The 24,647-nt window shown below is 73.0% G+C and carries 18 protein-coding genes; 8 read left to right on the forward strand and 10 right to left on the reverse strand.

Going from position 1 to position 24,647, the window contains the following annotated elements; genetic code table 11:
* Window positions 1-85 precede the first annotated feature (85 nt).
* From ACIQU6_RS22205 to ACIQU6_RS22225, 5 genes are all read left to right on the forward strand, one after another.
* Window positions 86-1,177 (forward strand): substrate-binding domain-containing protein, encoded by a 1,092-nt coding sequence (locus tag ACIQU6_RS22205; protein ID WP_403483386.1) that lies wholly within the window; start codon window positions 86-88, stop codon window positions 1,175-1,177.
* A gap of 131 nt (window positions 1,178-1,308) precedes the next feature.
* Window positions 1,309-2,124 (forward strand): ATP-binding cassette domain-containing protein, encoded by an 816-nt coding sequence (locus tag ACIQU6_RS22210; protein WP_403483387.1) that lies wholly within the window; start codon window positions 1,309-1,311, stop codon window positions 2,122-2,124.
* Window positions 2,121-3,395 carry a sugar ABC transporter permease gene (locus tag ACIQU6_RS22215; RefSeq protein WP_403483388.1) on the forward strand — a complete coding sequence of 425 codons (1,275 nt, stop codon included), beginning with the start codon at window positions 2,121-2,123 and terminating at the stop codon, window positions 3,393-3,395. Before ACIQU6_RS22210 ends, ACIQU6_RS22215 begins: the two co-directional genes overlap by 4 nt.
* A 393-nt stretch (window positions 3,396-3,788) precedes the next feature.
* Window positions 3,789-5,756, forward strand: a complete 1,968-nt coding sequence (gene dxs / locus ACIQU6_RS22220; RefSeq protein ID WP_403483389.1) for a 1-deoxy-D-xylulose-5-phosphate synthase — start codon at window positions 3,789-3,791, stop codon at window positions 5,754-5,756.
* A gap of 217 nt (window positions 5,757-5,973) precedes the next feature.
* Window positions 5,974-7,548 (forward strand): amino acid permease, encoded by a 1,575-nt coding sequence (locus ACIQU6_RS22225; protein WP_403483390.1) that lies wholly within the window; start codon window positions 5,974-5,976, stop codon window positions 7,546-7,548.
* 72 nt (window positions 7,549-7,620) lie between these two features.
* Here the strand turns inward: ACIQU6_RS22225 and ACIQU6_RS22230 are convergent, their stop codons facing one another.
* From ACIQU6_RS22230 to ACIQU6_RS22255, 6 genes are all read right to left on the reverse strand, one after another.
* Window positions 7,621-8,019 carry an NTP pyrophosphohydrolase gene (locus ACIQU6_RS22230; protein ID WP_403483391.1) on the reverse strand — a complete coding sequence of 133 codons (399 nt, stop codon included), beginning with the start codon at window positions 8,017-8,019 and terminating at the stop codon, window positions 7,621-7,623.
* 116 nt (window positions 8,020-8,135) lie between these two features.
* Window positions 8,136-10,265 (reverse strand): 3-hydroxyacyl-CoA dehydrogenase NAD-binding domain-containing protein, encoded by a 2,130-nt coding sequence (locus ACIQU6_RS22235; RefSeq protein WP_403483392.1) that lies wholly within the window; start codon window positions 10,263-10,265, stop codon window positions 8,136-8,138.
* Entirely contained in the window at window positions 10,262-11,482 is a 1,221-nt protein-coding gene (locus ACIQU6_RS22240) for a thiolase family protein (protein ID WP_403483393.1), read from the reverse strand. Before ACIQU6_RS22240 ends, ACIQU6_RS22235 begins: the two co-directional genes overlap by 4 nt.
* A gap of 267 nt (window positions 11,483-11,749) precedes the next feature.
* The gene (locus ACIQU6_RS22245; protein WP_403483394.1) at window positions 11,750-13,024 is read right to left on the reverse strand and encodes a ribonuclease D; all 1,275 of its coding nucleotides are present in this window, start codon (window positions 13,022-13,024) and stop codon (window positions 11,750-11,752) included.
* Between the two features lie 81 nt (window positions 13,025-13,105).
* The gene (locus ACIQU6_RS22250) at window positions 13,106-13,768 is read right to left on the reverse strand and encodes a response regulator transcription factor (protein WP_274912735.1); all 663 of its coding nucleotides are present in this window, start codon (window positions 13,766-13,768) and stop codon (window positions 13,106-13,108) included.
* 303 nt (window positions 13,769-14,071) lie between these two features.
* The gene (locus tag ACIQU6_RS22255) at window positions 14,072-14,725 is read right to left on the reverse strand and encodes a DUF3000 domain-containing protein (RefSeq protein WP_403483395.1); all 654 of its coding nucleotides are present in this window, start codon (window positions 14,723-14,725) and stop codon (window positions 14,072-14,074) included.
* Between the two features lie 102 nt (window positions 14,726-14,827).
* Here ACIQU6_RS22255 and hemE point away from each other — a divergent pair, with 102 nt between their 5' ends.
* A complete protein-coding gene (hemE, locus tag ACIQU6_RS22260) occupies window positions 14,828-15,895 on the forward strand; it encodes a uroporphyrinogen decarboxylase (RefSeq protein WP_403483396.1) in 1,068 nt (355 codons plus the stop codon).
* A gap of 21 nt (window positions 15,896-15,916) precedes the next feature.
* On the opposite strand, the gene ACIQU6_RS22265 is transcribed toward hemE, so the two are convergent.
* The 3 genes from ACIQU6_RS22265 to ACIQU6_RS22275 form a co-directional block, all read right to left on the reverse strand.
* On the reverse strand, window positions 15,917-17,299 hold the full coding sequence (locus ACIQU6_RS22265) for an FAD-dependent oxidoreductase (protein ID WP_403483397.1): 1,383 nt from the start codon (window positions 17,297-17,299) through the stop codon (window positions 15,917-15,919).
* Between the two features lie 100 nt (window positions 17,300-17,399).
* Window positions 17,400-18,854 carry an aldehyde dehydrogenase family protein gene (locus ACIQU6_RS22270; protein ID WP_403483398.1) on the reverse strand — a complete coding sequence of 485 codons (1,455 nt, stop codon included), beginning with the start codon at window positions 18,852-18,854 and terminating at the stop codon, window positions 17,400-17,402.
* 106 nt (window positions 18,855-18,960) lie between these two features.
* The gene (locus tag ACIQU6_RS22275) at window positions 18,961-20,169 is read right to left on the reverse strand and encodes a thiolase family protein (RefSeq protein WP_403483399.1); all 1,209 of its coding nucleotides are present in this window, start codon (window positions 20,167-20,169) and stop codon (window positions 18,961-18,963) included.
* Window positions 20,170-20,482: 313 nt separating this feature from the next.
* Between ACIQU6_RS22275 and hemG the strand changes: the two genes are divergently transcribed.
* Together hemG and hemQ are read left to right on the forward strand one after the other, a co-directional pair.
* Window positions 20,483-22,030 carry a protoporphyrinogen oxidase gene (gene hemG / locus ACIQU6_RS22280; protein ID WP_403483447.1) on the forward strand — a complete coding sequence of 516 codons (1,548 nt, stop codon included), beginning with the start codon at window positions 20,483-20,485 and terminating at the stop codon, window positions 22,028-22,030.
* Window positions 22,031-22,032: 2 nt separating this feature from the next.
* Window positions 22,033-22,770 (forward strand): hydrogen peroxide-dependent heme synthase, encoded by a 738-nt coding sequence (hemQ, locus tag ACIQU6_RS22285; protein WP_403483400.1) that lies wholly within the window; start codon window positions 22,033-22,035, stop codon window positions 22,768-22,770.
* Window positions 22,771-22,856: 86 nt separating this feature from the next.
* On the opposite strand, the gene ACIQU6_RS22290 is transcribed toward hemQ, so the two are convergent.
* Window positions 22,857-24,569: an alpha/beta hydrolase gene (locus ACIQU6_RS22290; protein WP_403483401.1), complete on the reverse strand. Its 1,713-nt coding sequence runs from the start codon at window positions 24,567-24,569 to the stop codon at window positions 22,857-22,859.
* Window positions 24,570-24,647 lie beyond the last annotated feature (78 nt).

Below are 24,647 nucleotides of genomic sequence, written 5' to 3' on the forward strand. Positions count from 1 at the left end.
ATTTACTCCTTGACGGTCGGCTGGCGGCCGAGTTGACTTCCAGCCACCTCGGCCGCAACGACGCGGCCACGTCTGGAGGCTCCCCATGAACGTGTGGACGCGTCGCGTCGTCATAGGCACCGCAGCCGTCTCGATGGCGCTCTCCGTGGCCGCCTGTGGCAAGGCCGGCGACGGTGGCAAGAGCGGCGGTGACGGCAAGACCATCGGTCTGCTGTTGCCGGAGAACAAGACCACCAGATACGAGACCTTCGACCGCCCGCTGATCACCAGGAAGATCGAGGCGCTCTGCCCCGACTGCAAGGTCAAGTACAACAACGCCGACCAGGACACCCAGCAGCAGAAGAAGCAGTTCGACGCCCTGATCACGCAGGGCGTCAAGGTGATCGTCCTGGACCCGGTCGACTACAAGGCCACCAAGTCCTGGATCGACCAGGCCGCCAAGAAGGGCGTCAAGGTCGTCGCCTACGACCGGCTGGCCGAGGGGAAGATCTCCGCCTACGTCTCCTACGACAACGAGAAGATCGGCCGCCTCCAGGGCCAGGCGCTGGTCAAGGCGCTCGGCGACAAGGCCAAGGACAGCAATGTCGTCATGATCAACGGCTCGCCGACCGACCCCAACGCCCCGCTCTACAAGCGCGGCGCGCACAGCGTCCTCGACAAGCAGGTCAAGAAGGTCGTCTACGAGCAGGACATCCCGGACTGGTCGCCGGACGAGGCCAACAAGAAGATGGGCGCCGCCATCAACTCCCTGGGCAAGGACGGCTTCCAGGGCGTCTACTCGGCCAACGACGGCATGGCCGGCGGCATCATCACCGCCCTCAAGCAGCAGGGCATCTCCGTGCCGGTCGGCGGCCAGGACTCCGAACTCGCGGGCCTCCAGCGGGTTCTGAAGGGTGATCAGGCGTTCACCATCTACAAGCAGATCCAGCCGCAGGCCGACACCAGCGCCGAGATCGCGGTCCGGCTGCTCAAGGGCGAGAGCATCGACTCCCTGGCCCCCACCAAGGTCGACAGCATCAGCGGCGAGGTCAAGGGCATCCCCGCCAAGCTCTACGACGCCCAGATCGTGACCAAGGACAACATCGAGGGCACGATCATCAAGGACAAGGTCTACAAGGCCGGCCAGATCTGCACCGCCGACGTCAAGGCGGCCTGTGCGGCGGCGGGCATCAAGTAGTCCGCGCCGCGGGCCCGTTGCGGCCCGCGCCGCCCCACCCCCGGCACGGCCGCCGACCGGTCGCCGCGCCGGGGCCCGCACCCCGCACCCGCACCACCGTTTTCCCCGCCGCAGCGACGGCGGTGAAGGAGATGATTCACGTGTCCGCTCCGCCCGTGCTGGCGTTGCGCGGGGTCTCCAAGCGGTTCGGCGCCGTCCAGGCGCTCACCGACGTCACGTTGGAGATCCACGCCGGTGAGGTGGTCGCCCTCGTCGGCGACAACGGCGCCGGCAAGTCCACCCTGGTCAAGACCATTTCGGGCGTCCACCCCGTCGACGACGGCGGCATCGAGTGGCAGGGCGCCCCGGTCCGCATCGGCAAGCCGCACGACGCCCAACAGCTCGGCGTCGCCACCGTCTACCAGGACCTCGCGCTCTGCGACAACCTCGACGTGGTCGCCAACCTCTACCTCGGCAGCGAACTCCGCACCGCCGGCGTCCTCGACGAGATCGCCATGGAGAAGCGGGCCAAGGAACTGCTCGACACCCTGTCCATCCGGATACCCAGCGTCCGGATCCCGGTCGCCTCGCTCTCCGGCGGCCAGCGGCAGGTCGTCGCCATCGCCCGTGCCCTGATCGGCGAGCCGAAGGTGGTCATCCTCGACGAGCCGACCGCCGCCCTCGGCGTCGAGCAGACCGCCCAGGTCCTCGACCTCGTCGAGCGGCTCCGCGAGCGGGACCTCGGCGTCATCCTGATCAGCCACAACATGGCCGACGTGCTGGCCGTCGCGGACCGGGTCGCGGTGCTCCGACTGGGCCGCAACAACGGCGTCTTCGACGTCGCGGAGACCAGCCACGAAGAGATCATCGCCGCCATCACCGGCGCCTCGGACAACGCCGTCACCCGCCGCCGGGCGCGCACCGACCAGGCGTGCACCGACCTGACGAAGAAGGAGGCCGGGGCGTGAGTGAGCAGCAGACCACCGAGACCGCGCCGCAGCCGCAGCAACCGGCCGCCGTCGATCCCCGCCTGCTGGTCAGGGAGAAAGGATTCGCCGGCTATCTCGACGAGTTCACCCGCCGGATCCGCGGTGGCGAGCTGGGCTCCCTGCCGGTCATCGTCGGCCTGGTCGTCATCGCGGTCGTCTTCCAGTTCAAGAACAGCAGCTTCCTGTCCGCGGACAGCCTCGCCAACATCGGCGTCTACACGTCCGGCCTGGGCATCATGGCGGTCGGCATCGTCTTCGTCCTGCTGCTCGGCGAGATCGACCTCTCGGTCGGCTCGGTCGCCGGCGTGGGGGCGGCCGTCTGGGCGGTGCTGAGCGTCAGCCACGGCGTCAACGACTGGCTGGCGGTCGTGCTCGCGGTGGTCGCCGGCGCCGCCATCGGCGCCCTCCACGGGTTCTTTTTCGCCAAGATCGGGGTGCCCGCCTTCGTCGTCACCCTGGCCGGATTCCTCGGCTGGAGCGGCCTCCAGATCTGGTTGATGGGCAAGGAAGGCTCCATCAACACGCCCAGCGGCAGCGTGGTCGAGAGCCTCACCGGCTACTACTTCGACGACAAGGCCGCCGCCTACGGCCTGGCGCTGGTCGCGGTCCTCGCCTACGCGGGCTCGCTGCTGCTGGACACCCGGCGCCGCAAGGCCGCCGCCCTGCCGGCGCGGCCGCTCAGCGAGGTCCTGCTGCGCACCGGCGTGGTCGCGGTGATCGCCTTCGCTGTCGCCTACGTCCTCAACGAGCCGGCCGGCGCCCGCGGCCTGCCGCTGGCCCTGGTGCTCTTCCTCGCCGTCCTGGTCCTCGCCGACTTCGTGGTGCGCCGCACCGCCTACGGCCGGCAGATCTTCGCGGTCGGCGGCAACGCCGAGGCGGCCCGCCGGGCCGGCATCAACGTGGCCCGGGTCCGGATCACCGTCTTCGCGATCTCCGGGATGCTCGCCGCCTTCGGCGGCCTGTTCATCGCCAGCCTCTCCGGCGGCGCCACCAAGAACCTCGGCGCCGGCAACACCCTGATGAACGTGATCGCGGCGGCGGTCATCGGCGGCACCAGCCTCTTCGGCGGCCGCGGCAAGATCTGGTCCGCGCTGCTGGGCATGCTGGTCATCCAGTCGATCCAGCAGGGCCTGAACCTGCTCGGCATGGCCAGCGAGATCCAGTACATGATCACCGGCGCGGTCCTGCTGGCCGCCGTGGTCATCGACTCCCTCTCCCGCCGCACCCAGAAGACCGCGGGGCGCACGTGAGCGCGCGGGTGGTGAGGTATCCGCGGCAGCGCCTCTGGCGCACGTAGGCGCGTGCGGCGGTGCGCCTGCGGGAGTGCCCTGGCGCGCGTAGGCACGGGCGGTGGTGCGTCCGCGGCAGCGCCCCCGGCGCACACAAGTGCGCAACGTCGCAGTGCAAAACGGTAGGAAACGGCCCTCATCGGGCGCTCGCCAGAGGCGCCCCGGTGGGGGCCGCGCCATGCCCCGTCCCCTGCACAGCGCCACGTCACGCCCCGGACCCCGGCCGGAAATCGCCGCCCGACGCGGTTGTCACCCGAGTGGCATGCATCGCGAGGCCCGGCCGCGCCGGCGGCGGACGCAACATTAGACTCATCTGATCGGCAAGCTCGACCTACGGCAGCAAGGAGGCATGGGGTGGCATTGCTGACCCGTATCAAGGGGCCGCGCGATCTGGACCGGCTCTCGCCGGAGCAGCTCGCGCAGTTGGCCGGGGAGATCCGCAGCTTCCTCGTCGACGCGGTCTCCAAGACCGGCGGACACCTCGGCCCGAACCTCGGCGTGGTCGAACTGACCATCGCCCTGCACCGCGTCTTCCATTCCCCCAAGGACAAGGTCCTGTGGGACACCGGACACCAGTCCTACGTCCACAAGCTGCTGACCGGCCGCCAGGACTTCTCCAAGCTCAAGGCCAAGGGCGGCCTCTCCGGCTACCCCTCGCGCGCCGAATCCGACCACGACGTCATCGAGAACAGCCACGCCTCCACCGTGCTCGGCTGGGCCGAGGGCATCGCCAAGGCCCATGAGGTCCGCGGCACCGACGACCGCGTGGTGGCCGTCATCGGCGACGGCGCGCTCACCGGCGGCATGGCCTGGGAGGCGCTGAACAACATCGCCGCCGCCAAGGACCGCCCGCTGGTCATCGTCGTCAACGACAACGAGCGCTCCTACGCCCCGACCATCGGCGGCCTGGCCAACCACCTCGCCACCCTCCGCACCACCGACGGCTACGAGCGCTTCCTGGCCCGCGGGAAGGACATCCTGGAGCGCACCCCGGTCGTCGGCAAGCCGCTCTACGAGACCCTGCACGGCGCCAAGAAGGGCCTGAAGGACTTCATCGCGCCGCAGGGCATGTTCGAGGACCTGGGCCTGAAGTACGTCGGCCCGATCGACGGCCACGACATCGAGGCGCTGGAGTCCGCGCTGGCCCGTGCCAAGCGCTTCGGCGGCCCGGTGATCGTCCACTGCCTCACCGAGAAGGGTCGCGGCTACAAGCCCGCCGAGCAGGACGAGGCCGACCGCTTCCACGGCATCGGCCCGATCCACCCGGACACCGGCCTGCCGATCTCCTCCGGCGGCAAGGACTGGACCGGTGTCTTCGGCGACGAGATGGTCGCGCTGGGCACGGAGCGCGAGGACATCGTCGCCATCACGGCGGCCATGCTCCAGCCGGTCGGCCTGGAGAAGTTCGCCAAGCAGTTCCCGGACCGGGTCTACGACGTCGGCATCGCCGAGCAGCACGCCGCGGTCTCCGCCGCCGGCATGGCCACCGCCGGACTGCACCCGGTCTTCGCGGTCTACGCCACCTTCCTCAACCGCGCCTTCGACCAGGTGCTGATGGACGTCGCGCTGCACAAGTGCGGCGTCACCTTCGTCCTGGACCGGGCCGGCGTCACCGGCACCGACGGCGCCTCGCACAACGGCATGTGGGACATGTCGCTCCTCCAGGTCGTCCCCGGCCTGCGGCTCGCCGCGCCGCGCGACGCCGACCAGGTACGCGCCCAGCTGCGCGAGGCCGTCGAGGTCGACGACGCACCCACCGTGGTGCGCTACTCCAAGGGCGCGGTCGGCCCGGCCGTCGAGGCGGTCGGACGGGTCGGCGGGATGGACGTGCTGCGCGAGGCCGGCACCGAGGGCCGCCCCGACGTCCTGCTGGTGTCGGTCGGCGCGCTCGCCCCGATGTGCCTGGAGGTCGCCGACCTGCTCGACAAGCAGGGCATCTCCACCACCGTCGTCGACCCCCGTTGGGTCAAGCCGGTCGACGAGGCGCTGCCGGGCCTGGCCGCCGGGCACCGACTGGTGGTCACCGTCGAGGACAACATCCGTACCGGCGGCGTCGGTTCGGCGATCGCGCAGGCGCTCCGGGACGCCGGCGTAGACGTCCCGCTGCGCGACTTCGGCATCCCCGAGCGCTTCCTGGACCACGCCTCGCGCAAGGAGGTCATGGCGGAGATCGGGCTGACCGCACCGGACATCGCCCGCCAGGTGACCGGCCTGGTCGCCAAGATGGACAACCGCGACGAGGACGCCGGCCGCACCGCCGGCGCCGGCGCGGCCACCGGCGGCGCGGCCGCGACCGCGTCCGCCGAGGCGGCGCGCGACTGACCGCGCCCCGCACCGCCGACGATGGGCCGGCCGGACGTCCCCAGGGATGTTCCGGCCGGCCCATCGGCCTCTTCGCGGTTCCCACCCCATCTGGTGCCCACCCCATCGGGTGAATCCCCGACCCCGGAGGGCCCGCCGCCGCAGCCCCATTAGGGACATTGCAGACACTCGGGCAGTTCAGGAGAGTCGCGAGGGCCGTCCAGGCGGAGGTTCGCCCATGAGCACACAGCAGGGACCACGGGGAGAGGGGCCCGGAAACGGGCCGCTCGCGCCCCGCAACCGCACGCGCCGTGACCGCGGCGTCCTGCGGACGAAGAGCGTCGAGCAGTCGATCCGGGACACCGAGGAGCCGGAGCACGCCCTCAAGAAGTCCCTCTCGGCGCTGGACCTGACCGTCTTCGGCGTCGGTGTGGTCATCGGCACCGGCATCTTCGTCCTCACCGGGAAGATCGCCAAGGAGCAGGCCGGGCCCTCGGTCGCCCTCTCCTTCGTCGTCGCCGGCGTGGTCTGCGCGCTGGCGGCGCTGTGCTACGCGGAGTTCGCCTCCACCGTGCCGGTCGCCGGCTCCGCCTACACCTTCGCCTACGCGTCCCTCGGCGAACTGCCCGCCTGGATCATCGGCTGGGACCTGATCCTCGAACTCGCCCTGGGCTGCGCGGTGGTGGCCGTCGGCTGGTCCGGCTACGTGCGCTCGCTGCTGGACTCCGCGGGGCTGCACGTGCCGCCGGCGCTCTCCGGAAGCCACGGCGGGCACTTCGGCTTCGACCTGCTTGCCTGCATCCTCGTCCTGGTCATCACGGCCGTCCTGGTGCTCGGCATGAAGCTCTCCTCCCGGGTGACGACGGTGGTCGTCGGCGTCAAGGTGACCGTGGTGCTGCTGGTGATCATCGCCGGTTCGTTCTTCATCACCGGGGCCAACTACCGGCCCTTCATCCCGCCGAGCAAGCCCACCCCCGCCGGCGGCGGACTGGCCGCGCCGCTCTCCCAGTTGCTCTTCGGCTTCACCCCGTCCCACTTCGGCGTGATGGGCATCTTCGCCGCGGCCGCGGTGGTCTTCTTCGCCTTCATCGGCTTCGACATCGTGGCGACCGCGGCCGAGGAGACCCGCGTCCCGCAGCGCGACGTGCCGCGCGGCATCCTCGGCTCACTGGCCATCTGCACCCTGCTCTACGTCGCCGTCTCCATCGTCGTCACCGGCATGGAGAAGTACGACCGGCTCTCCGTCGACGCCCCGCTCGCCGACGCCTTCAAGCACGTCGGCCACCCCTTCTACGCGGGCCTGATCAGCTTCGGCGCGGCGGTCGGCCTGACGTCGGTCTGCATGATCCTGCTGCTCGGCCAGAGCCGGGTGTTCTTCGCGATGAGCCGGGACGGGCTGCTGCCCCAGGTCTTCTCCCGCGTGCACCCGAGGTTCGGCACCCCGCACCGGTCGACCATCGCCCTCGGCGTCGTGGTCGCGGTGGTCGCCGGCTTCACCTCGATCGACGTGCTGGCCGAACTCGTCAACATCGGGACGCTGTTCGCCTTCGCCGTGGTCGCCATCGGCGTGGTCCTGCTCCGCCGCTCCCGCCCGGACCTGCCGCGCGCCTTCCGCACCCCGTTCGTCCCGGCGGTGCCGCTGCTGTCGGTGCTCGCCTCGTTCTGGCTGATGCTCAACCTGCCCGCCGAGACCTGGATCCGCTTCGCGATCTGGATGGCGGCCGGCTTCGTCCTCTACGCCGTCTACGGGCAGCGCCACAGCCGCCTCGCCATCCGCCAGCGACAGCGGGACGCGGCCGGCGCCCGGCCGTAGCCCCTCGCCGACCAAGGCCGGCGGTACGGACCCCCGCCGGCCCCGCGCGGCCGCAGGCGCCGTGCTACGCGGCTACGAGGCGCCGGGCCGTCCCGAGCCGCCCCGGACCGCCCGCGGGCCCGTCACGCGGGCGCCCAGCGCCTGTACGCGCTGACGCAGCCCGCGGTCCGCGGTCACCACCAGACAGTCCCGCCCCGCGCCCTCGTCGGCCACCAGCGCCACGATCGCGTCGTCGCCGCTGCCGTCCGCGGACACCGCCCGGACGCCCGGCACGGACGCCACCCCGCGCGCCGCGCCCTCCACGACCAGGACCAGCTCCAGCGGCGGCTCGACCAGCCCGGGCAGCCCCGTCGCGGCGTACCCGACCAGCGCGTCCCGCAGCCGCTCGGCGGCCCCGCGCCGGTCCCGCCACCAGCCGTCCGGCACCGAACCGACGACGTTCGCGGCATCGACGACGACCAAGGAATCCATACCGCCAGCCTGCCACGCGCGGCGCCGCCGACCGCCCCGCGCCCGGGACGCGAACGACGCGCGGACCGGCTCCACCGAGCCGGTCCGCGCGCCAACTTCCCTGCTGTGGCGGTCCGTTACGCCGGAACGCTCGCGACCCCCGGGGCCAGGAACTTCTTCCCGGTCACCCGCTCGGAGACGCCCTCACGGTCCAGGTACGGCGTGATGCCGCCCAGGTGGAAGGGCCAGCCGGCGCCGGTGATCAGGCACAGGTCGATGTCCTGCGCCTCGGCCACCACGCCCTCGTCCAGCATCAGGCCGATCTCCTGCGCGACGGCGTCCAGCACCCGGTCGCGGACCTGCTCCTCGGTCAGCACCGCGTCGCCCTGCTTGAGCAGCGCGGCGACCTCCGGGTCCAACTCCGGCTTGCCGGAGTCGTAGACGTAGAAGCCGCGCTTGCCGGCCTCGACGACGGCCTTGAGGTTCGGGGAGACCGTGAAGCGCTCCGGGAAGGCGCCGTGCAGCGTCTCGGAGACGTGCAGGCCGATCGCCGGACCGACCAGCTCCAGCAGCACCAGCGGGGACATCGGCAGCCCGAGCGGCTCGACGGCCTTCTCGGCGGTGGCGACCGGGGTGCCCTCGTCGATGACGTTCTGGATCTCGCCCATGAAGCGGGTCAGGATGCGGTTGACGACGAACGCCGGGGCGTCCTTCACCAACACCGCCGTCTTCTTCAGCGACTTGGCCACGGAGAAGGCGGTGGCCAGCGACGCGTCGTCGGTCTTCTCGGCCCGGACGATCTCCAGCAGCGGCAGGATCGCGACCGGGTTGAAGAAGTGGAAGCCCACGACCCGCTCGGGGTGCTTGAGCTTCGAGGCCATCTCGGTGACCGACAGCGAGGAGGTGTTGGTGGCGAGCACGGCGTGCTCCGGCACCACCGCCTCGACCTCCGCGAACACCTGCTGCTTGACGCCCATCTCCTCGAAGACGGCCTCGATGACGAAGTCCGCGTCGCCGAACGCGGCGGCCTTGTCGAGGTGTCCGGAGACCAGGCCCTTGAGGCGGTTCGCCTTGTCCTGGTTGACCCGGCCCTTGAGCAGCAGCTTGTCGATCTCGCCGTGGACGTACGCCACGCCCTTGTCGATCCGGGCCTGGTCGATGTCGGTGAGGACGACCGGGACCTCCAGGCGGCGGGCGAACAGCAGCGCCAACTGGGAGGCCATCAGGCCCGCGCCGACCACGCCGACCTTGGTGACGGGACGGGCCAGCGACTTGTCCGGCGCACCGGCGGGCCGCTTGGCGCGCTTCTGCACCAGGTTGAACGCGTAGATGCCGGAGCGCAGTTCGCCGCCCATGATGAGGTCGGCGAGCGCCTGGTCCTCGGCGTCGAAGCCCTGCCGCAGGTCGCCGTTCTTGGCGGCCGCGATGATGTCCAGCGCGCGGTAGGCGGCCGGGGCGGCGCCGTGCACCTTGCCGTCCGCGATCTCCTTGCCGCGCTGCACGGCCGCGTCCCACGCCTCGCCGCGGTCCACCTCGGTCCGGCTGACCTCGGTCCGGCCGGTCAGCACCGACGCGGTCCAGTCCAGCGACCGCTCCAGGAAGTCCGCGCCCTCGAACAGCGCGTCCGCGATGCCGAGGTCGAAGACCTGCTGGCCCTTGAGCTGCTTGTTCTGGTTGAGCGAGTTCTCGATGATCACCGAGATCGCCTTGTCCGCGCCGATGAGGTTCGGCAGCAGCGCGCAGCCGCCCCAGCCGGGCACCAGGCCGAGGAAGACCTCGGGCAGCGAGAAGGCCGGCAGCGCCTTGGAGACGGTGCGGTAGGTGCAGTGCAGACCGACCTCGACACCGCCGCCCATGGCCGCGCCGTTGTAGTACGCGAAGGTCGGCACGGCCAGCGCGGAGAGCCGCTTGAAGACGTCGTGGCCGCCCTTGCCGATGGCCAGCGCGTCCTCGTGCCGCTTGAGGAGCTCGACGCCCTTGAGGTCGGCGCCCACGGCGAAGATGAACGGCTTGCCGGTGATGCCGACGCCGACGATCGCGCCGTCCGCGGCCTCCTTCTCGACCTGGTCGATGGCGACGTTGAGGTTCGCCAGCGACTGCGGTCCGAAGGTGGTCGGCTTGGTGTGGTCCAGGCCGTTGTCCAGCGTGATGAGCGCGAACCGGCCCGCGCCCTTGGGGAGGTCGAGGTGGCGCACGTGCGCCTGCGTCACGACCTCGTCCGGGAACAGCTCGGCCGCGCCCTTCAACAGCTCAGCGGTGGTGCTCACTTGCCTGCCCCCTCGAAGTGCGGGTTCTCCCAGATGACCGTGCCGCCCATGCCGAAGCCGACGCACATGGTGGTGATGCCGTAGCGGACCTCCGGCTGCTCCTCGAACTGTCGCGCGAGCTGCGTCATCAGGCGCACGCCGGACGAGGCCAGCGGGTGGCCGAAGGCGATGGCGCCGCCGTACTGGTTGACGCGCGGGTCGTCGTCGTCGATGCCGTAGTGGTCGAGCAGCGAGAGCACCTGGACGGCGAACGCCTCGTTGATCTCGAACAGGCCGATGTCGTCGATCGTCAGACCGGCCTTGGCCAGCGCCTTCTGGGTCGCCGGGACCGGGCCGATGCCCATCACCTCGGGCTCGACGCCGGCGAACGCGTAGTCCACCAGGCGCATCTTGACCGGCAGGCCCAGCTCGCGGGCGACGTCCTCGGCGGCGATGAGCGAGGCGGTGGCGCCGTCGTTGAGGCCGGCGGCGTTGCCCGCGGTGACCCGGCCGTGCGGGCGGAACGGGGTCTTCAGACCGGCGAGGTTCTCCAGCGTGGTGCCCGGGCGCATCGGCTCGTCGGCGGTGGCCAGGCCCCAACCGGTCTCGCCGCCCTCGGCGTTGGTGCGGCGCACCGAGATCGGCACCAGGTCGGCCTGGATCTTGCCGTCGGCGTACGCCTTCGCGGCCTTCTCCTGGCTGCGCACCGCGTACTCGTCGGCGCGCTGCTTGGTGATCTGCGGCAGCCGGTCGTGGAGGTTCTCCGCCGTCATGCCCATGAACAGGGCGGACTGGTCGACCAACTTCTCGCTCACGAACCGCGGGTTGGGGTCCACACCCTCGCCCATCGGGTGCCGTCCCATGTGCTCGACACCGCCGGCCACCGCGACGTCGTACGCACCGAAGGCCACCCCGCCGGCGATGCTGGTCACCGCGGTCATCGCGCCGGCGCACATCCGGTCGACGGAGAAACCGGGCACCGACTGCGGCAGCCCCGCCAGGATGGCGGCGGTGCGGCCCAGGGTCAGGCCCTGGTCGCCGATCTGGGTGGTGGCGGCGAGGGCGACCTCGTCGATCTTGGCCGGGTCCAGGTCCGGGTTGCGGCGCAGCAGCTCCCGGATGCACTTGACGACCATGTCGTCGGCGCGGGTCTCGTGGTAGATGCCCTTCGGGCCCGCCTTGCCGAACGGGGTGCGGACGCCGTCGACGAAGACGACGTCCCTAGCGGTACGAGGCACGTTGGCTCTCCTCCAGGTGCGGGATGGCACTGCTGCGGGCGCGCCCGGAGGACGCGTCACACCCACATGCTACTTACGGGTAACCATGCTGCACACCCCCCTCGCCGGGAGCGGCGAACGTCACACCGCCCACCGGCCGGAACCCTCCGGGCCCGGTACACCGCGCGCGGCGGACTCCGCACCGGGGGCACGCCGGGAACGCCGACGGCCCCGGTCGCGCCGTGGGAGCGCGACCGGGGCCGTCGGTCGGGGGCGTCGGGGCCCGGGTCAGGAGTCGTTGCCCAGCAGTGCCTCGGCGAGGAGCGGCGCGACCAGCTCGATCTGCCAGGGACGGGCGCCGTGTCCGGTGAGGACTTCGGCGACCGTCTCCGGGGTCGGGCCGGCCGGCGGCTCCCAGCACACCCGGCGCACGGTGTCCGGGGTGATGAGGTTCTCCTGAGGGAGGTTCAACTGCTCGGCGAGCGCCGTCACGGACGCGCGGGCGGCGGTCAGCCGGGCCGCCGCGGCGGGGTCCTTGTCGGCCCACGAGCGGGGCGGCGGCGGGCCGTTGAGCGGTTGGCCGGGCTGCGGAAGCTCGCTCTCCGGCAGCGCCCGGGCGCGGTCGACGGCGGCCTGCCACTGTTCAAGCTGACGCCGGCCCATCCGGTGCCCGAAGCCGGAGAGCGCGGCCAGCGCATGGGCGTTGGGCGGGAGTTGGAGCGCGGCCTCGACGATCGCGGCGTCGCCGAGCACCTTGCCGGGCGAGACGTCGCGCCGCTGGGCGACCTGGTCGCGCAGCGTCCACAGCTCCCGCACGACCGCCATCTGCCGGCGCCTGCGCACCTTGTGCATCCCGGACGTGCGGCGCCAGGGGTCCTTGCGGGGCGGCGCCGGGGGAGCGGCCGCGATCGCCGCGAACTCCTGCCGGGCCCACTCCAACTTGCCCTGCCGGTCCAGCTCCTCCTCCAGCGCGTCGCGCAGGTCCACCAGCAGCTCGACGTCGAGCGCGGCGTAGCGCAGCCAGGGCTCGGGCAGCGGGCGGGTGGACCAGTCGACGGCGGAGTGGCCCTTCTCCAGGGCGTAGCCGAGGACGTTCTCGACCATGGCGCCCAGGCCGACCCGGGCGAAGCCGGCCAGCCGCCCGGCCAGCTCGGTGTCGAAGATCCGGGCGGGGACCATCCCTATGTCGCGCAGACAGGGCAGGTCCTGGGTGGCGGCGTGCAGCACCCACTCGGCGTCGGTGATCACCTGCCCCAGCGCGGCCAGGTCGGGACAACCGACCGGGTCGATCAGCACGCTGCCGGCGCCCTCACGGCGAAGCTGGACGAGATAGGCGCGCTGTCCGTAGCGGTAGCCGGAGGCGCGCTCGGCGTCCACCGCGACCGGTCCGCGGCCGGCGGCGAAGGCGGCGACGATGTCGGCGAGCGCCTCGCCGCTGGCGGTCACCGGGGGGATGCCCTCACGGGGTTCCAGTAGGGGTACCGGCGCCGGTCGGGAATCCGGAGGCGATTCTCCGGGTGCTCGCAGTGTCATGTCTGCTGCGGTCTTTTGGGCGTCGGTCACCAGTCAAGGGTATCTGTGGATGCACGTCGCCCGTCGGGGGAATGTTCCCTCGACGGGCGAGACGGGTCGGGCGGCGGTTTTTCAGTGGATGATGCCGGTGCGCAGGGCGACCGCCACCATGCCGGCGCGGTCGCCGGTGCCCAGCTTGCGTGCGATGCGGGCGAGGTGGCTCTTCACGGTCAGCGCCGACAGCCCCATCGAGACGCCGATGGCCTTGTTGGACTGACCCTCCGCCACCAGCCGCAACACCTCCACCTCGCGCCCGGAGAGCTCGCGGTAGCCGCCGGGGTGCCCCGGGGCGCCGGGCGGACGGCGCTGCATCCGGGCCGCGTTGGCGCCGATCGGCGTGGCGCCCGGCCGGCCCGGCAGGCCCAGGTTGGTGCGGGTGCCGGTGACGACGTAGCCCTTGACGCCGCCGGCGAGCGCGTTGCGCACCGCGCCGATGTCGTCGGCGGCGGACAGCGCCAGGCCGTTGGGCCAGCCGGCCGCCCGGGTCTCGGACAGCAGGGTCAGGCCGGAGCCGTCGGGAAGGTGGACGTCGGCCACGCAGATGTCGCGCGGGTTGCCGACGCGGGGACGGGCCTCCGCGATGGACGACGCCTCGATCACGTCACGCACGCCGAGGGCCCACAGGTGACGGGTGACGGTGGAGCGGACGCGAGGGTCGGCCACGACGACCATGGCGGTCGGCTTGTTCGGGCGGTAGGCGACCAGGCTCGAAGGCTGCTCAAGGAGAACTGACACCGGGCCTCCTGGGGAGTGGCGGGGACGGAAGCCGACTGGGGAAAGCCGGAATGATCCGTGTTTGAAGGGTCACTGACCTCTTCGGCAGCAATCCGGCGGGACTTTAGACTTTGATCACGATTTAGTTAGGGGCAATTCGGGCAAATCGGATGCGTGAGCGATCAAGGTGGGCACGAGTGCGCATCGAGGTGATCACAGGCGTACGCGATGCCGTCCGGAAGCGGAAGCGACGAACGACAAGGTGCCGCGCACCCGGACCGTCCGGGTGCGCGGCACCTTGTCGTTCGTCGTCGGGTCGCCCCGTCAGCGGGGCTGCGGGCCGCGGCGCTGCGGCAGCGCCACCACCCCGCCCCGCGGCGCCGGCTCCGAGGCCGGCGGCAACCCCGCCACCTGGCACAGCAGGTCGCACCACGCCGCCAGGTGCGCCGCGAGGTCGGGCACCCCGCCCGGCCCCTCGGCCGGCGTCCACGACGCCCGGATCTCGATCTGGGTCGCCGGCTCCCGCGCCGCCAGCTCGCCGAAGTAGTGCGAACCGGCCCGGGTGACCGTGCCGCTCGGCGCGCCGTAGTGGACCCCGCGCGCCTCCAGCGCCCCCGTCAGCCAGGACCAGGACACCTCCGGCAGCAGCGGGTCGGTGCCCATCTCCGGCTCCAGCTCCGCGCGGGCCAGCGTCACCACCCGGAACGTGCCGTGCCAGGTCTCGTCGCCGGCCGGCTGGTGCAGTACCACCAACCGGCCGTCCGCCAGGTCCCGGTCCTCGCCGTCCGGGCCCGCCCCGCGCTCGACGACCGCGGCCTCCAGCGCGTAGGCATACGGGGCGAGCCGTTTCGGTGCGGGTGTCGGGCCGGTCTCGATCTCCGGCCGCAGTCGTGCCGCGCGGAGCGCCTCGACCGCCTGACGGAAGGGGATCGGGGTCTCGTCCGCGCTGTCCGCGAGGTGTTCTTGAGCCGCAGCCATGCCCGGAAGGGTAGGCGGAAGACGGCGCTCATACGGGGAGGACACCCGGTGCGCGCGTCGCCCATTCGGAGGTGTCCCGGGGCGCGTGCGAAGATTTGCCGCGTGAGTGCCAACGACGCCCTTACGGGCCACCCGCAGACCGCGACGTACGACTCGGCCTTCCTCAAGGCGTGCCGGCGCGAGCCGGTGCCGCACACGCCGGTGTGGTTCATGCGTCAGGCCGGGCGCTCGCTCCCCGAGTACCGCAAGGTCCGCGAGGGCATCGCGATGCTGGACTCCTGCACGCGGCCCGAGTTGATCACCGAGATCACGCTCCAGCCCGTGCGCCGGCACGGCGTCGACGCCGCCATCTACTTCAGCGACATCGTGGTGCCGCTGAAGGCCATCGGCATCGACCTCGACATCAAGCCGGGCGTCGGCCCGGTCGTCGAGAACCCCATCCGCAGCCGGGCCGACCTGGAGCGGCTGCGCCCGTTGGAGCCCGGCGACGTCCCCTACGTCACCGAGGCCATCGGCCTGCTCACCCGCGAACTCGGCGGCACCCCGCTGATCGGCTTCGCCGGCGCCCCGTTCACGCTCGCCAGCTACCTCGTCGAGGGCGGCCCGTCCCGCAACCACGAGCACACCAAGGCCCTGATGTACGGCGACCCGCAGTTGTGGGCCGACCTCCTGGACCGGCTCGCGGACATCACCGCCGCCTTCCTCAAGGTGCAGATCGAGGCCGGCGCCAGCGCCGTCCAGCTCTTCGACTCCTGGGTCGGCGCGCTCGCCCCGGCCGACTACCGGCGCTCCGTCATGCCCGCCTCCGCCAAGGTCTTCGACGCGGTCGCCTCCTACGGCGTCCCGCGGATCCACTTCGGCGTCGGCACCGGCGAACTCCTCGGCCTGCTGGGCGAGGCCGGCGCGGACGTGGTCGGCGTCGACTGGCGGGTCCCGCTGGACGAGGCGGCCCGCCGGGTCGGCCCCGGCAAGGCGCTCCAGGGCAACATCGACCCGGCGGTGCTCTTCGCCCCCCGCGAGGCCGTCGAGACCAAGGCCCGCGAGGTCCTGGACGCCGCCGCCGGCCTGGAAGGCCACGTCTTCAACCTCGGCCACGGCGTGCTGCCCACCACCGACCCGGACGCCCTGACCCGGCTCGTGGAGTACGTCCACACCCAGACCGGGCGCTGAGGCGGGCCGCGGCCGGGCCCGTCAGGCGGTCCCGGCCGCCCGCACCGCCGCGTCCGCCTTGCGGGCCGCGACCAGCACCGGGTCCCAGACCGGCGAGAACGGCGGGGCGTAGCCCAGGTCCAGGGCGGTCATCTGAGCAACCGTCATCCCCGCGGTGAGCGCCACGGCGGCGATGTCCACCCGCTTCCCGGCGCCCTCGCGCCCGACGATCTGCACCCCGAGCAGCCGCCCGGTGCGGCGCTCGGCGAGCATCTTGACGTGCATCGGGCGGGCGCCGGGGTAGTAGCCGGCGCGGCTGGTGGACTCGATGGTGACGGTGACGTACCGCAGCCCCGCGGCCCGGGCCTGGCTCTCCAGCAGCCCGGTGCGGGCGATCTCCAGGTCGCAGACCTTGCTGACGGCGGTGCCGACGACGCCCGGGAACGTCGCATAGCCGCCGGCCACGTTGGCGCCGATGACCTGGCCGTGCTTGTTGGCGTGGGTGCCCAGCGCGATGTGCCGGTACTCGCCGGTGAGCAGATCGCGTACCTCGATGCAGTCACCGCCCGCCCAGATGTGGTCCTGGCCGGACACCCGTAGCGCCAGATCCGTGCGCAGGCCCCCGGACGCGCCCAGCGGCAGCCCGGCCGCCTCGGCCAGAGTGGTCTCCGGGCGGACGCCGAGGCCCAGCACGACCACGTCCGCCGGGTACTCGGCGTCCTCCGTCACCACCGCGCGGGCCCGGCCGTCCGCGCCGGTCAGCACCCCGGTGACCCGCGCGCCGGTCACCACCTCGACGCCCATCTCGCACATCGCGGCGCGCACCAGGGCGCCCATGTCCGGGTCGAGCGTGGACATCGGCTGGGCGGCCTGGTCCAGCACCGTCACCTCGAAGCCGCGGTGGATCAGGGCCTCGGCCATCTCCACGCCGATGTAGCCGGCGCCGATCACCACCGCCCGCGGGCCCGGGGCCCCCTGGAGGCCCCGCAGCAGCGCCTGCCCGTCGTCCAGCGTCTGCACCCCGTACACGCCCGGCGCGTCGACGCCCGGAAGCGGCGGGCGGATCGGGCGCGCCCCGGTGGCCAGCACCAGTGCGTCGAAGCCGGTCCACGACTCGCGGCCGCCGTCCTCCAGGTCCCGGCAGCGCACCCGGCCGCGGTCCAGGTCGAGTTCGGTGACCTCGGTGCGCATCCGGAGGTCGATGTCCCGGGCCCGGTGCTCCTTGGCCGTCCGGGCGATCAGCGCGTCCGGCCCCGCCACCTCGCCGCCCACCCAATACGGGATGCCGCAGGCGGAGTACGAGGTGAAGTGGCCGCGCTCGAAGGCCGTGATGGTGAGCTCGTCCGGGCCCTTCAGCCGACGCGCCTGCGAGGCGGCGGACATTCCCGCCGCATCGCCGCCGACGACCACCAGTCGCTCCGCCATCCTCACCACGTCCTCTCGCTCGCCCTCGTCGGCGTTGTCGTCCTCGGCCCATGATCGTGCGGCGGCGCTCCGGGGCGCGGGACCGGCGCCGCTGGCCGGTTCAGAACGGGTACGGGGCCGGGGTCGCGCGCACCGTCGTCCAGCGGGTCTCGGTGAACGCGTCGAGGTTGGCCTCGCCGCCGAAGCGGGAGCCGGTCCCGGAGTCGGCCAACCCGCCGAAGGCGGCCACCGGTTCGTCGTTGACGGTCTGGTCGTTGATGTGCAACAGGCCGGTGGGGATCCGGTAGGCGAGCTCCAGGGCGCGGGCCACGTCGCGGGTGACGATGCCCAGCGCCAGCCCGTAGGAGGACTCGTTCGCCAGCGCCACCGCCTCGTCGAGGGAGCCGAAGGCGCGGACCGGGGCCACCGGGCCGAACACCTCCTGGCCGTACGCGGGGGAGGCGCCCACCAGGCTCGGCCCGGCCGACGCGCCCGTGTCGGCGAGGACCGTCGGCCGGTAGAACAGTTCCTGGTGGGTGCCGCCGGCGGCGATCCGCACACCGGCCGCGGCGCTCTCCCGGACCAGCGCGTCGATCTTGTCGAGCTGCCCGCGGTCGATGACCGGGCCGAGGTGGACCTGCGCGCGGAACGGGTCGCCGACGGTCAGCTCGTCCGCCTTCGCGGCCAGCCGCGCCACGTACTCGTCGTAGAGCGAGGCGTGCACGAGGTGCCGGCCGGCGGTCATGCAGACCTGGCCCTGGTGGAAGAACGAGGCCCAGGCGGCGGTGGGCATCGCGGCGTCCAGATCGGCGTCGTCCAGCACCAAGAAGGCGCTGTTGCCGCCCAGTTCGAGATGGGCGCGCTTGAGGTGCCGCGCGGCCAGCGCGCCGACGCTGCGGCCGGCCGCGGTCGAGCCGGTGAACGAGACGATCCGCACCCGCGGGTCCTCGACCAGCGCCCGCCCGGCGTCCGCGCCCCCGGGCAGCACGTGCAACAGTCCCGCCGGCAGCCCGGCCTCGGCGAACACCGCCGCCAGGACGTGGCCGCCGCACACCGCCGTCCGCGGGTCGGGCTTGAGCACCACCGCGTTGCCGAGCGCCAGCGCCGGGGCGACGGACCGGGCGGCGAGCACCAACGGGACGTTGAACGGGGCGATCACGCCGACCACGCCGGCCGGGACCCGCGTGGTGTACGACAGCCGCGGCGCGGCCGAGGGCAGCACCTGGCCGAGCGGGCGGTGGGCCAGCGCCGCGGCCTCGTAGCACTCCTCGGCCGTGGTGCGGATCTCGAACTCCGCCTTGCCCCGGACGCTGCCGGCCTCCCGGACCAGCCACTCGGTGATCTCCGCGGCGTGCCGGTGGACGAGGTCGCCGGCCCGCCGCAGCACCGCGGCCCGCTCCGCGTACGGTCTGCGCGCCCAGTCCCGCTGGGCCGCCGCGGCGGCCTCGGCGGCGTCCGCGACATCGACGGGCGCGGCCAGTGTCAGCTCCGCCAGCGCCCGGCCCGTCGCGGGCTCCACCGCCTCGGCCGGGCCGCCGCGCAGGGAGCGCCAGTCCTTGGAATCGAGCAGGGCCATCGCGCCAACCTCCGGGAGAACGAAGACTGTTGAGTGGTCAACGAGTGTGCCCCATGGCGGCGGAGCGCGCCCGCCGGACGGCGATCCGGGCGGGCGGCCCGACCCGTCAGCGCTCCAGCACCATCGCCAACCCCTGCCCCACGCCGATGCAGAGCGCGGCCAGGCCGGTGCCCGAGCCCCGCGCGGCGAGCTGGTGGGCGACCGCGCCGGCGAGCCGGGCCCCGGAGGCGCCCAGCGGGTGTCCGATGGCGATCGCTCCGCCGCGCGGATTGACCACTGTGGGGTCGAGGTCCGGCCACTGGGCGAGGCAGCCCAACGCCTGGGCCGCGAACGCCTCGTTGAGCTCGCAGACCGCCAGCTCACCGAAGCCCCGCCCGGCCCGGCCCAGCGCCCGCCGGACCGCCTCCACCGGGCCGAGCCCGAACAACTGCGGCTCGATGCCGGACACCGCGCTCGCCCGGATACGGGCCAGCGGCTCCCGCCCGGTGGCCCGCAGCCCCTCCTCGCTGACCAACAGGAGCGCGGCCGCGCCGTCGTTCAACGGGGAGGAGTTCCCGGCGGTGACCGTGCCTCGCCCGGCGCGGAAGGCCGGCTTCAGCTTGGAGAGCGCCTCCAGGGAGGAGTTCTCCCGGATCGTCTCGTCCCGGGCCAGCTCCACCCCCGGCAGCGGCACCACCTCGGCGTCGTAGTCGCCCGCCGCCCAGGCCCGCACCGCCTTCTGGTGACTGGCCAGCGCGAACACGTCCTGCTGTTCCCGGCTGAGGCCGTGCCGGTCGGCGATCAGCTCGGCGCCCTCGCCCAGCGACACCGTCCACTCCGGCGCCATCTTGGGGTTGACCATCCGCCAGCCCAGCGTCGAGGAGAACATCTCCTGATGGCCCGCGGGAAAGGCCCGGTCCGGCTTGCGCAGCACGTACGGAGCGCGGCTCATCGACTCCACGCCGCCGGCCACCGCGATCTCGGCGTCGCCGTGCGCGACGGCCCGGGACGCCTGGATGACGGCCTCCAGCCCGGACCCGCACAGCCGGTTGACGGTCACGCCCGGCACGCTCACCGGGAGCCCCGCCAACAGCCCCGCCATACGGGCCACGTTGCGGTTGTCCTCGCCCGCGCCGTTGGCGTCGCCGAAGTAGACGTCGTCGATCCGCGCCGGATCGAGGTCCGGGGTGCGGTCCACCAGGGCGCGCACCACGTGGGCGGCGAGGTCGTCGGGGCGCACCCCGGCGAGCGCGCCCCCGTACTTGCCGACGGGGGTCCGCACCGCGTCGACGACGTAGACGTCCCGCACGGCGTCCGGTAGGTGTGGCTCGGTCATCAGGCTGTGTCCTCGCTGTCGTCGCTCATCCTCGCGGTACCGGCTCGGCGGCCGGGCGGTACGAAGATCGCCACCCGCCGCACCGAGTCTTTGCCCGGCACCGCCCGCTGTCAACGGGGTGACCGGCCAGCCTCGGGGGAGCGGGCGGGGGGCCTGCCCGGCGTTGACCGGGGGAGGGGAGTGCCGGCTGGATTCCGTAGGAGCATGACCGACCTCCCTCCCCGTAGGAGCGTGCCGTAACCGGGCGGCCCCAAGTGGCCTGAACGCGACGCCGGTTGGACGGGTGCGCCGGAGCCGGGCTGCCGTTCGGGGGCTGGAAGGGGGCGCGGTCCGGAGGTCCGGCAGGGGCGTCCGAACGGCCCGGCTCCGGGAGGGCCGAACGGCCTCTGAGAGAGTGGAGGACATGAGCACAGCGCACAGCGGTACGGACCGGGCGCCCGGTCATGTCCTGGTCGTCGGCGGCGGGATCGCGGGCCTGGCCGCCGCGCACCGGCTGCTCCAGGGCGGGGCCCGGGTGACCCTGCTGGAGGCGTCCGAGCGGCTCGGCGGCAAGCTGCTGGCCGGCGAGATCGCCGGCGTCCCGGTCGATCTCGGCGCCGAGTCGATGCTGGCCCGGCGCCCGGAGGCGGTCGACCTGGCGCGGGCCGTGGGACTGGGCGACCGGCTCCAGCCGCCCGGCACCGCCACCGCCTCCCTGTGGACCCGCGGTGCGCTGCGCCCCATGCCCAAGGGCCACGTGATGGGCGTCCCCGGCGACCTGGCGCGGCTGACCGCCTCCGGCGTGCTCTCCCCGGAGGGACTGGCCCGCATCGAGGAGGACCGGACGCTGCCGACGACCGACGCCGGCGCCGACGTCGGGGTCGGCGAGTACGTCGCCGCCCGGCTCGGCCGCGAGGTCGTCGACCGGCTCGTCGAGCCGCTGCTCGGCGGGGTCTACGCGGGCGACGCGTACCGCATCTCGATGCGCGCCGCCGTCCCGCAGCTCTTCGACGCGGCGCGGCGCGGCGGCTCGCTGATCGAGGGCGTGCGGGCCCTCCAGGAGCGCGCCGCGGCCGCCGTCCCCGGGGGACCCGCCGCGACCGGCCCGGTCTTCATGGGCATCGCCGGCGGCATCGGGACCCTCCCCGGCGCGGTCGCCGACGCGGTCCGCCGCGCCGGCGGCGAGATCCTGCTGGACACGCCCGTGCACGAGCTGCGTTGGACCGGGCCGGACGGCTGGTGCGTCCGGGCCGGGGACCGCACGCTCACCGCCGACGCGGTGGTCCTGGCCGCGCCCGCGCCGGCCGCGGCCCGCCTGCTCCGTGCCGACTGCCCGGCCGCCGCCGACGCCCTGGACCCCGTCGAGTACGCCTCGATGGCGCTGGTCACCATGGCCTTCCGGCGCGCCGACCTGGCCGCCGTCCCCAGTGGCAGCGGCTTCCTCGTCCCGCCCGTCGACGGCCACCGCATCAAGGCGTCCACCTTCGCCAGCCACAAGTGGAACTGGATCGCCGAGGCCGACCCGGACCTCTTCGTGCTCCGCACCTCCCTGGGCCGCCACGGCGACGAGGCCGACCTGGCCCGCGACGACGACGACCTGGTCAAGCTCTCCCTGACCGACCTCGGCGAGGCGGTCGGCCTGGCCGCCCGCCCGGTGGCCACCGCCGTCACCCGTTGGACCGGCGGGCTGCCGCAGTACGTCGTCGGCCACGTGGACCGCGTCGCGCGCATCCGCACCGCGGTCGCCGGCCTGCCCGGCCCGCTGCGGGTCTGCGGCGCGCTCTACGACGGCGTCGGCATCCCGGCCTGCATCTCCTCCGCCCACCGGGCCGCCGACGAGCTCCTCCCGACCCTGACGCCGGGTCCCGCCGGCCGCGAGTGAGAATGGACGACATGACAGACGTTTCCGCCCCCGCCTCCGACAAGATCCCCAACGCCGGCAAGAAGGCCAAGGACCTCAACGAGGTCATCCGCTACACCCTCTGGTCGGTCTTCAAGCTGCGCGACGTCCTCCCCGAGGACCGGTCCGGCTACGCCGACGAGGTCGAGGAGCTGTTCGCCCAGCTCGCCGCCAAGGACGTGGTCATCCGCGGCACCTACGACCTCTCCGGCCTGCGCGCCGACGCCGACGTGATGATCTGGTGGCACGCGGAGAACTCCGACGACCTCCAGGAGGCGTACAACCGCTTCCGCCGCACCCGTCTGGGCCGCGCGTTGGAGCCGGTGTGGTCGAACATGGCGCTGCACCGCCCCGCCGAGTTCAACAAGTCGCACATCCCGGCCTTCCTGGCCGACGAGCACGCCCGCGACTACGTGAGCGTCTACCCCTTCGTGCGCTCCTACGACTGGTACCTCCTCCCCGACGAGGACCGCCGCCGGATGCTCGCCGACCACGGCAAGATGGCCCGCGGCTTCCCCGACGTCCGCGCCAACACCGTCGCCTCCTTCTCGCTCGGCGACTACGAGTGGATCCTCGCCTTCGAGGCCGACGAACTGCACCGCATCGTCGACCTGATGCGCCACCTGCGCGCCTCCGAGGCCCGCCGGCACGTCCGCGAGGAGATCCCCTTCTACACGGGCCGCCGCAAGCCGGTCGCCGAGCTGATCGCCGGCCTGGCCTGACCGACCGCACGCCCCTGAACACGGCCGCACGGGCCGCCCCTTGACGAGGGGGCGGCCCGTGCGGCCGTGGCCTTCCCGGGTGCCGGCTACTTCTTCCCCTTGACCTGCTGCACCAGCGCCTGCCGGGAGCGCCGCAGCCCCTGCCCCGGCACCGGCTCGGCCCGCGGGCCGCAGTACACCCGGTGCCCGGGGACCTTCCCGCGCAGCAGGTACGTCTCGACGTAGGTGTTCACGCAGGCGTTGTCGCCGAGCGCGATGCCGTGGGTGCCCGCGCCCCGCTCGGTGACCAACGACGAGCCCGGCAGCCGCCGTTGGAGCTCCAGCGCGCCCGTGTACGGCGTGGCCGCGTCCCGCTCGGCGGCCAGCAGCAGTACCGGCGGCAGCGCGCCCGGCTCGGTGTGGATGTCGAGCGGGCCGCGCCGGCCCTGCAGCGCGTCGTCCAGGTCGGTGGCGGCGACCTGCTGGGAGGCGTCGGCCAGTTCGCTGTCCGACGGGGAGCCCTTGGCGGCCTGGTCGGCCGCGTTGTGGGCCGCGTCCTCGATGCCCCGGGCCGCCGACTCCCGGCGGTCCGGCCAGAACGCGCACGGCAGGTTCATCCAGACGTTGTCCCAGGTCTCGAACGGCGCGGTGCGGGCCAGCAGGGTGTTGTCCCGGTCCCAGGTGCGCCAGTCGCGCGGCCAGGCCGCGTCGTTGCACTCGACGGCCGTGTAGACGGCGTTGGAGTTCTCCTCGGCCTTGGCGTCGCCGCCGGGCAGGGCCTGGGCGATCAGCGGCTTGGCGTCGCCGTGCAGGTACTTCGACAGCGCGTCGGCGCGCATCGGCCAGAACGCGTCGTTGTAGCCGGTCTTGAGGAACGCCGACTGGAGCTGGCCCGGGCCGATCTTGCCGTTGGCCGGCTTGTCGCGCAGCCGCGCGGTGGCGCTGTCGTAGGAGCGCTGCACGGCCTGCGGGGTGTCGCCCAGGCGGTAGGTGGCGTGGTGCTTGGCGACCCAGCGCAGCCAGTCGCCCCAGCGCCGCTCGAAGGCGCTGCTCTGGTCGAGGTTGTTGCGGTACCAGATCTGCCGGGGCTCGGGGTTGACCACGCTGTCGAAGATCATCCGACGGACGTGGCCGGGGAAGAGCGTCGCGTAGATCGCCCCGAAGTACGTCCCGTAGGACGCGCCCATGAACGTCAGCTTCTTCTCACCGAGCGCCGCCCGCAGCATGTCCAGGTCCCGGGCGTTGTTGACCGAGTTGTAGAACGGCAGGTCGGCGCCGGCCCGTTGGGCGCAGCCGCGGGCGTACGCCTTCGCCTCCGCGATCTTCTTCTGCTTGAAGGTGGCGCTGGGGAAGCGCGGGCTGTCGGTGGGTGCCAGGGTGTACTTCTCCGGGTCCTGGCAGGACAGCTGATCGCTGGGCGCCACCCCGCGCGGCGCATAGCCGACGAAGTCGTAGGCGCGGGCGGACCGGCGCCAGGTCGGCAGCGCCCCGTAGAGCGGGAACTGCATGCTGGAGGCGCCCGGGCCACCGGGGTTGAAGACCAGCGCGCCCTGCCGCTCGTTGGGCGCGGCGGCCCGGGCCCGGCTGACCATCAGCCTGATCTTCTTGCCGTTGGGGCGCGCGTAGTCGAGCGGCACGGTGAGGGTGGCGCACTCGACGGAGGACGGGAGGTGCTCCCCGGCGGCGCACCGGCCGAAGGCCAGGGGGTGGACGGGGGCGGGGGGCGCCGCCGGGTCGTGGACGGCACCGCCGGCCGGTGGGGCGGCGAGGCCGGTCAGGACCAGCGACCCGAGGGCGCCGTACAACGCAAGTGCTCTCACGAGCCGTCCCTTCGTATGGTGCGCGGTGCGCGCGGGGTCCGCCGCAGCGGGCCGCACGGTGGGCATACAAAAGGGATA

The organism is Streptomyces sp. NPDC090442 (assembly GCF_044769405.1).
Classification (GTDB): Bacteria; Actinomycetota; Actinomycetes; order Streptomycetales; family Streptomycetaceae; genus Streptomyces.

Bases quoted from the DNA above. Each gene is read 5' to 3' on its own strand.
- ACIQU6_RS22255 (WP_403483395.1), bottom strand. From the start codon at position 14,725: ATGGCTGCGGCTCAAGAACACCTCGCGGACAGCGCGGACGAGACCCCG.
- ACIQU6_RS22275 (WP_403483399.1), bottom strand. From the start codon at position 20,169: ATGACCGAGCCACACCTACCGGACGCCGTGCGGGACGTCTACGTCGTC.
- ACIQU6_RS22210 (WP_403483387.1), top strand. From the start codon at position 1,309: ATGATTCACGTGTCCGCTCCGCCCGTGCTGGCGTTGCGCGGGGTCTCC.
- ACIQU6_RS22225 (WP_403483390.1), top strand. From the start codon at position 5,974: ATGAGCACACAGCAGGGACCACGGGGAGAGGGGCCCGGAAACGGGCCG.
- ACIQU6_RS22270 (WP_403483398.1), bottom strand. From the start codon at position 18,854: ATGGCCCTGCTCGATTCCAAGGACTGGCGCTCCCTGCGCGGCGGCCCG.
- hemQ (WP_403483400.1), top strand. From the start codon at position 22,033: ATGGACGACATGACAGACGTTTCCGCCCCCGCCTCCGACAAGATCCCC.
- ACIQU6_RS22230 (WP_403483391.1), bottom strand. From the start codon at position 8,019: ATGGATTCCTTGGTCGTCGTCGATGCCGCGAACGTCGTCGGTTCGGTG.
- ACIQU6_RS22205 (WP_403483386.1), top strand. From the start codon at position 86: ATGAACGTGTGGACGCGTCGCGTCGTCATAGGCACCGCAGCCGTCTCG.
- ACIQU6_RS22265 (WP_403483397.1), bottom strand. From the start codon at position 17,299: ATGGCGGAGCGACTGGTGGTCGTCGGCGGCGATGCGGCGGGAATGTCC.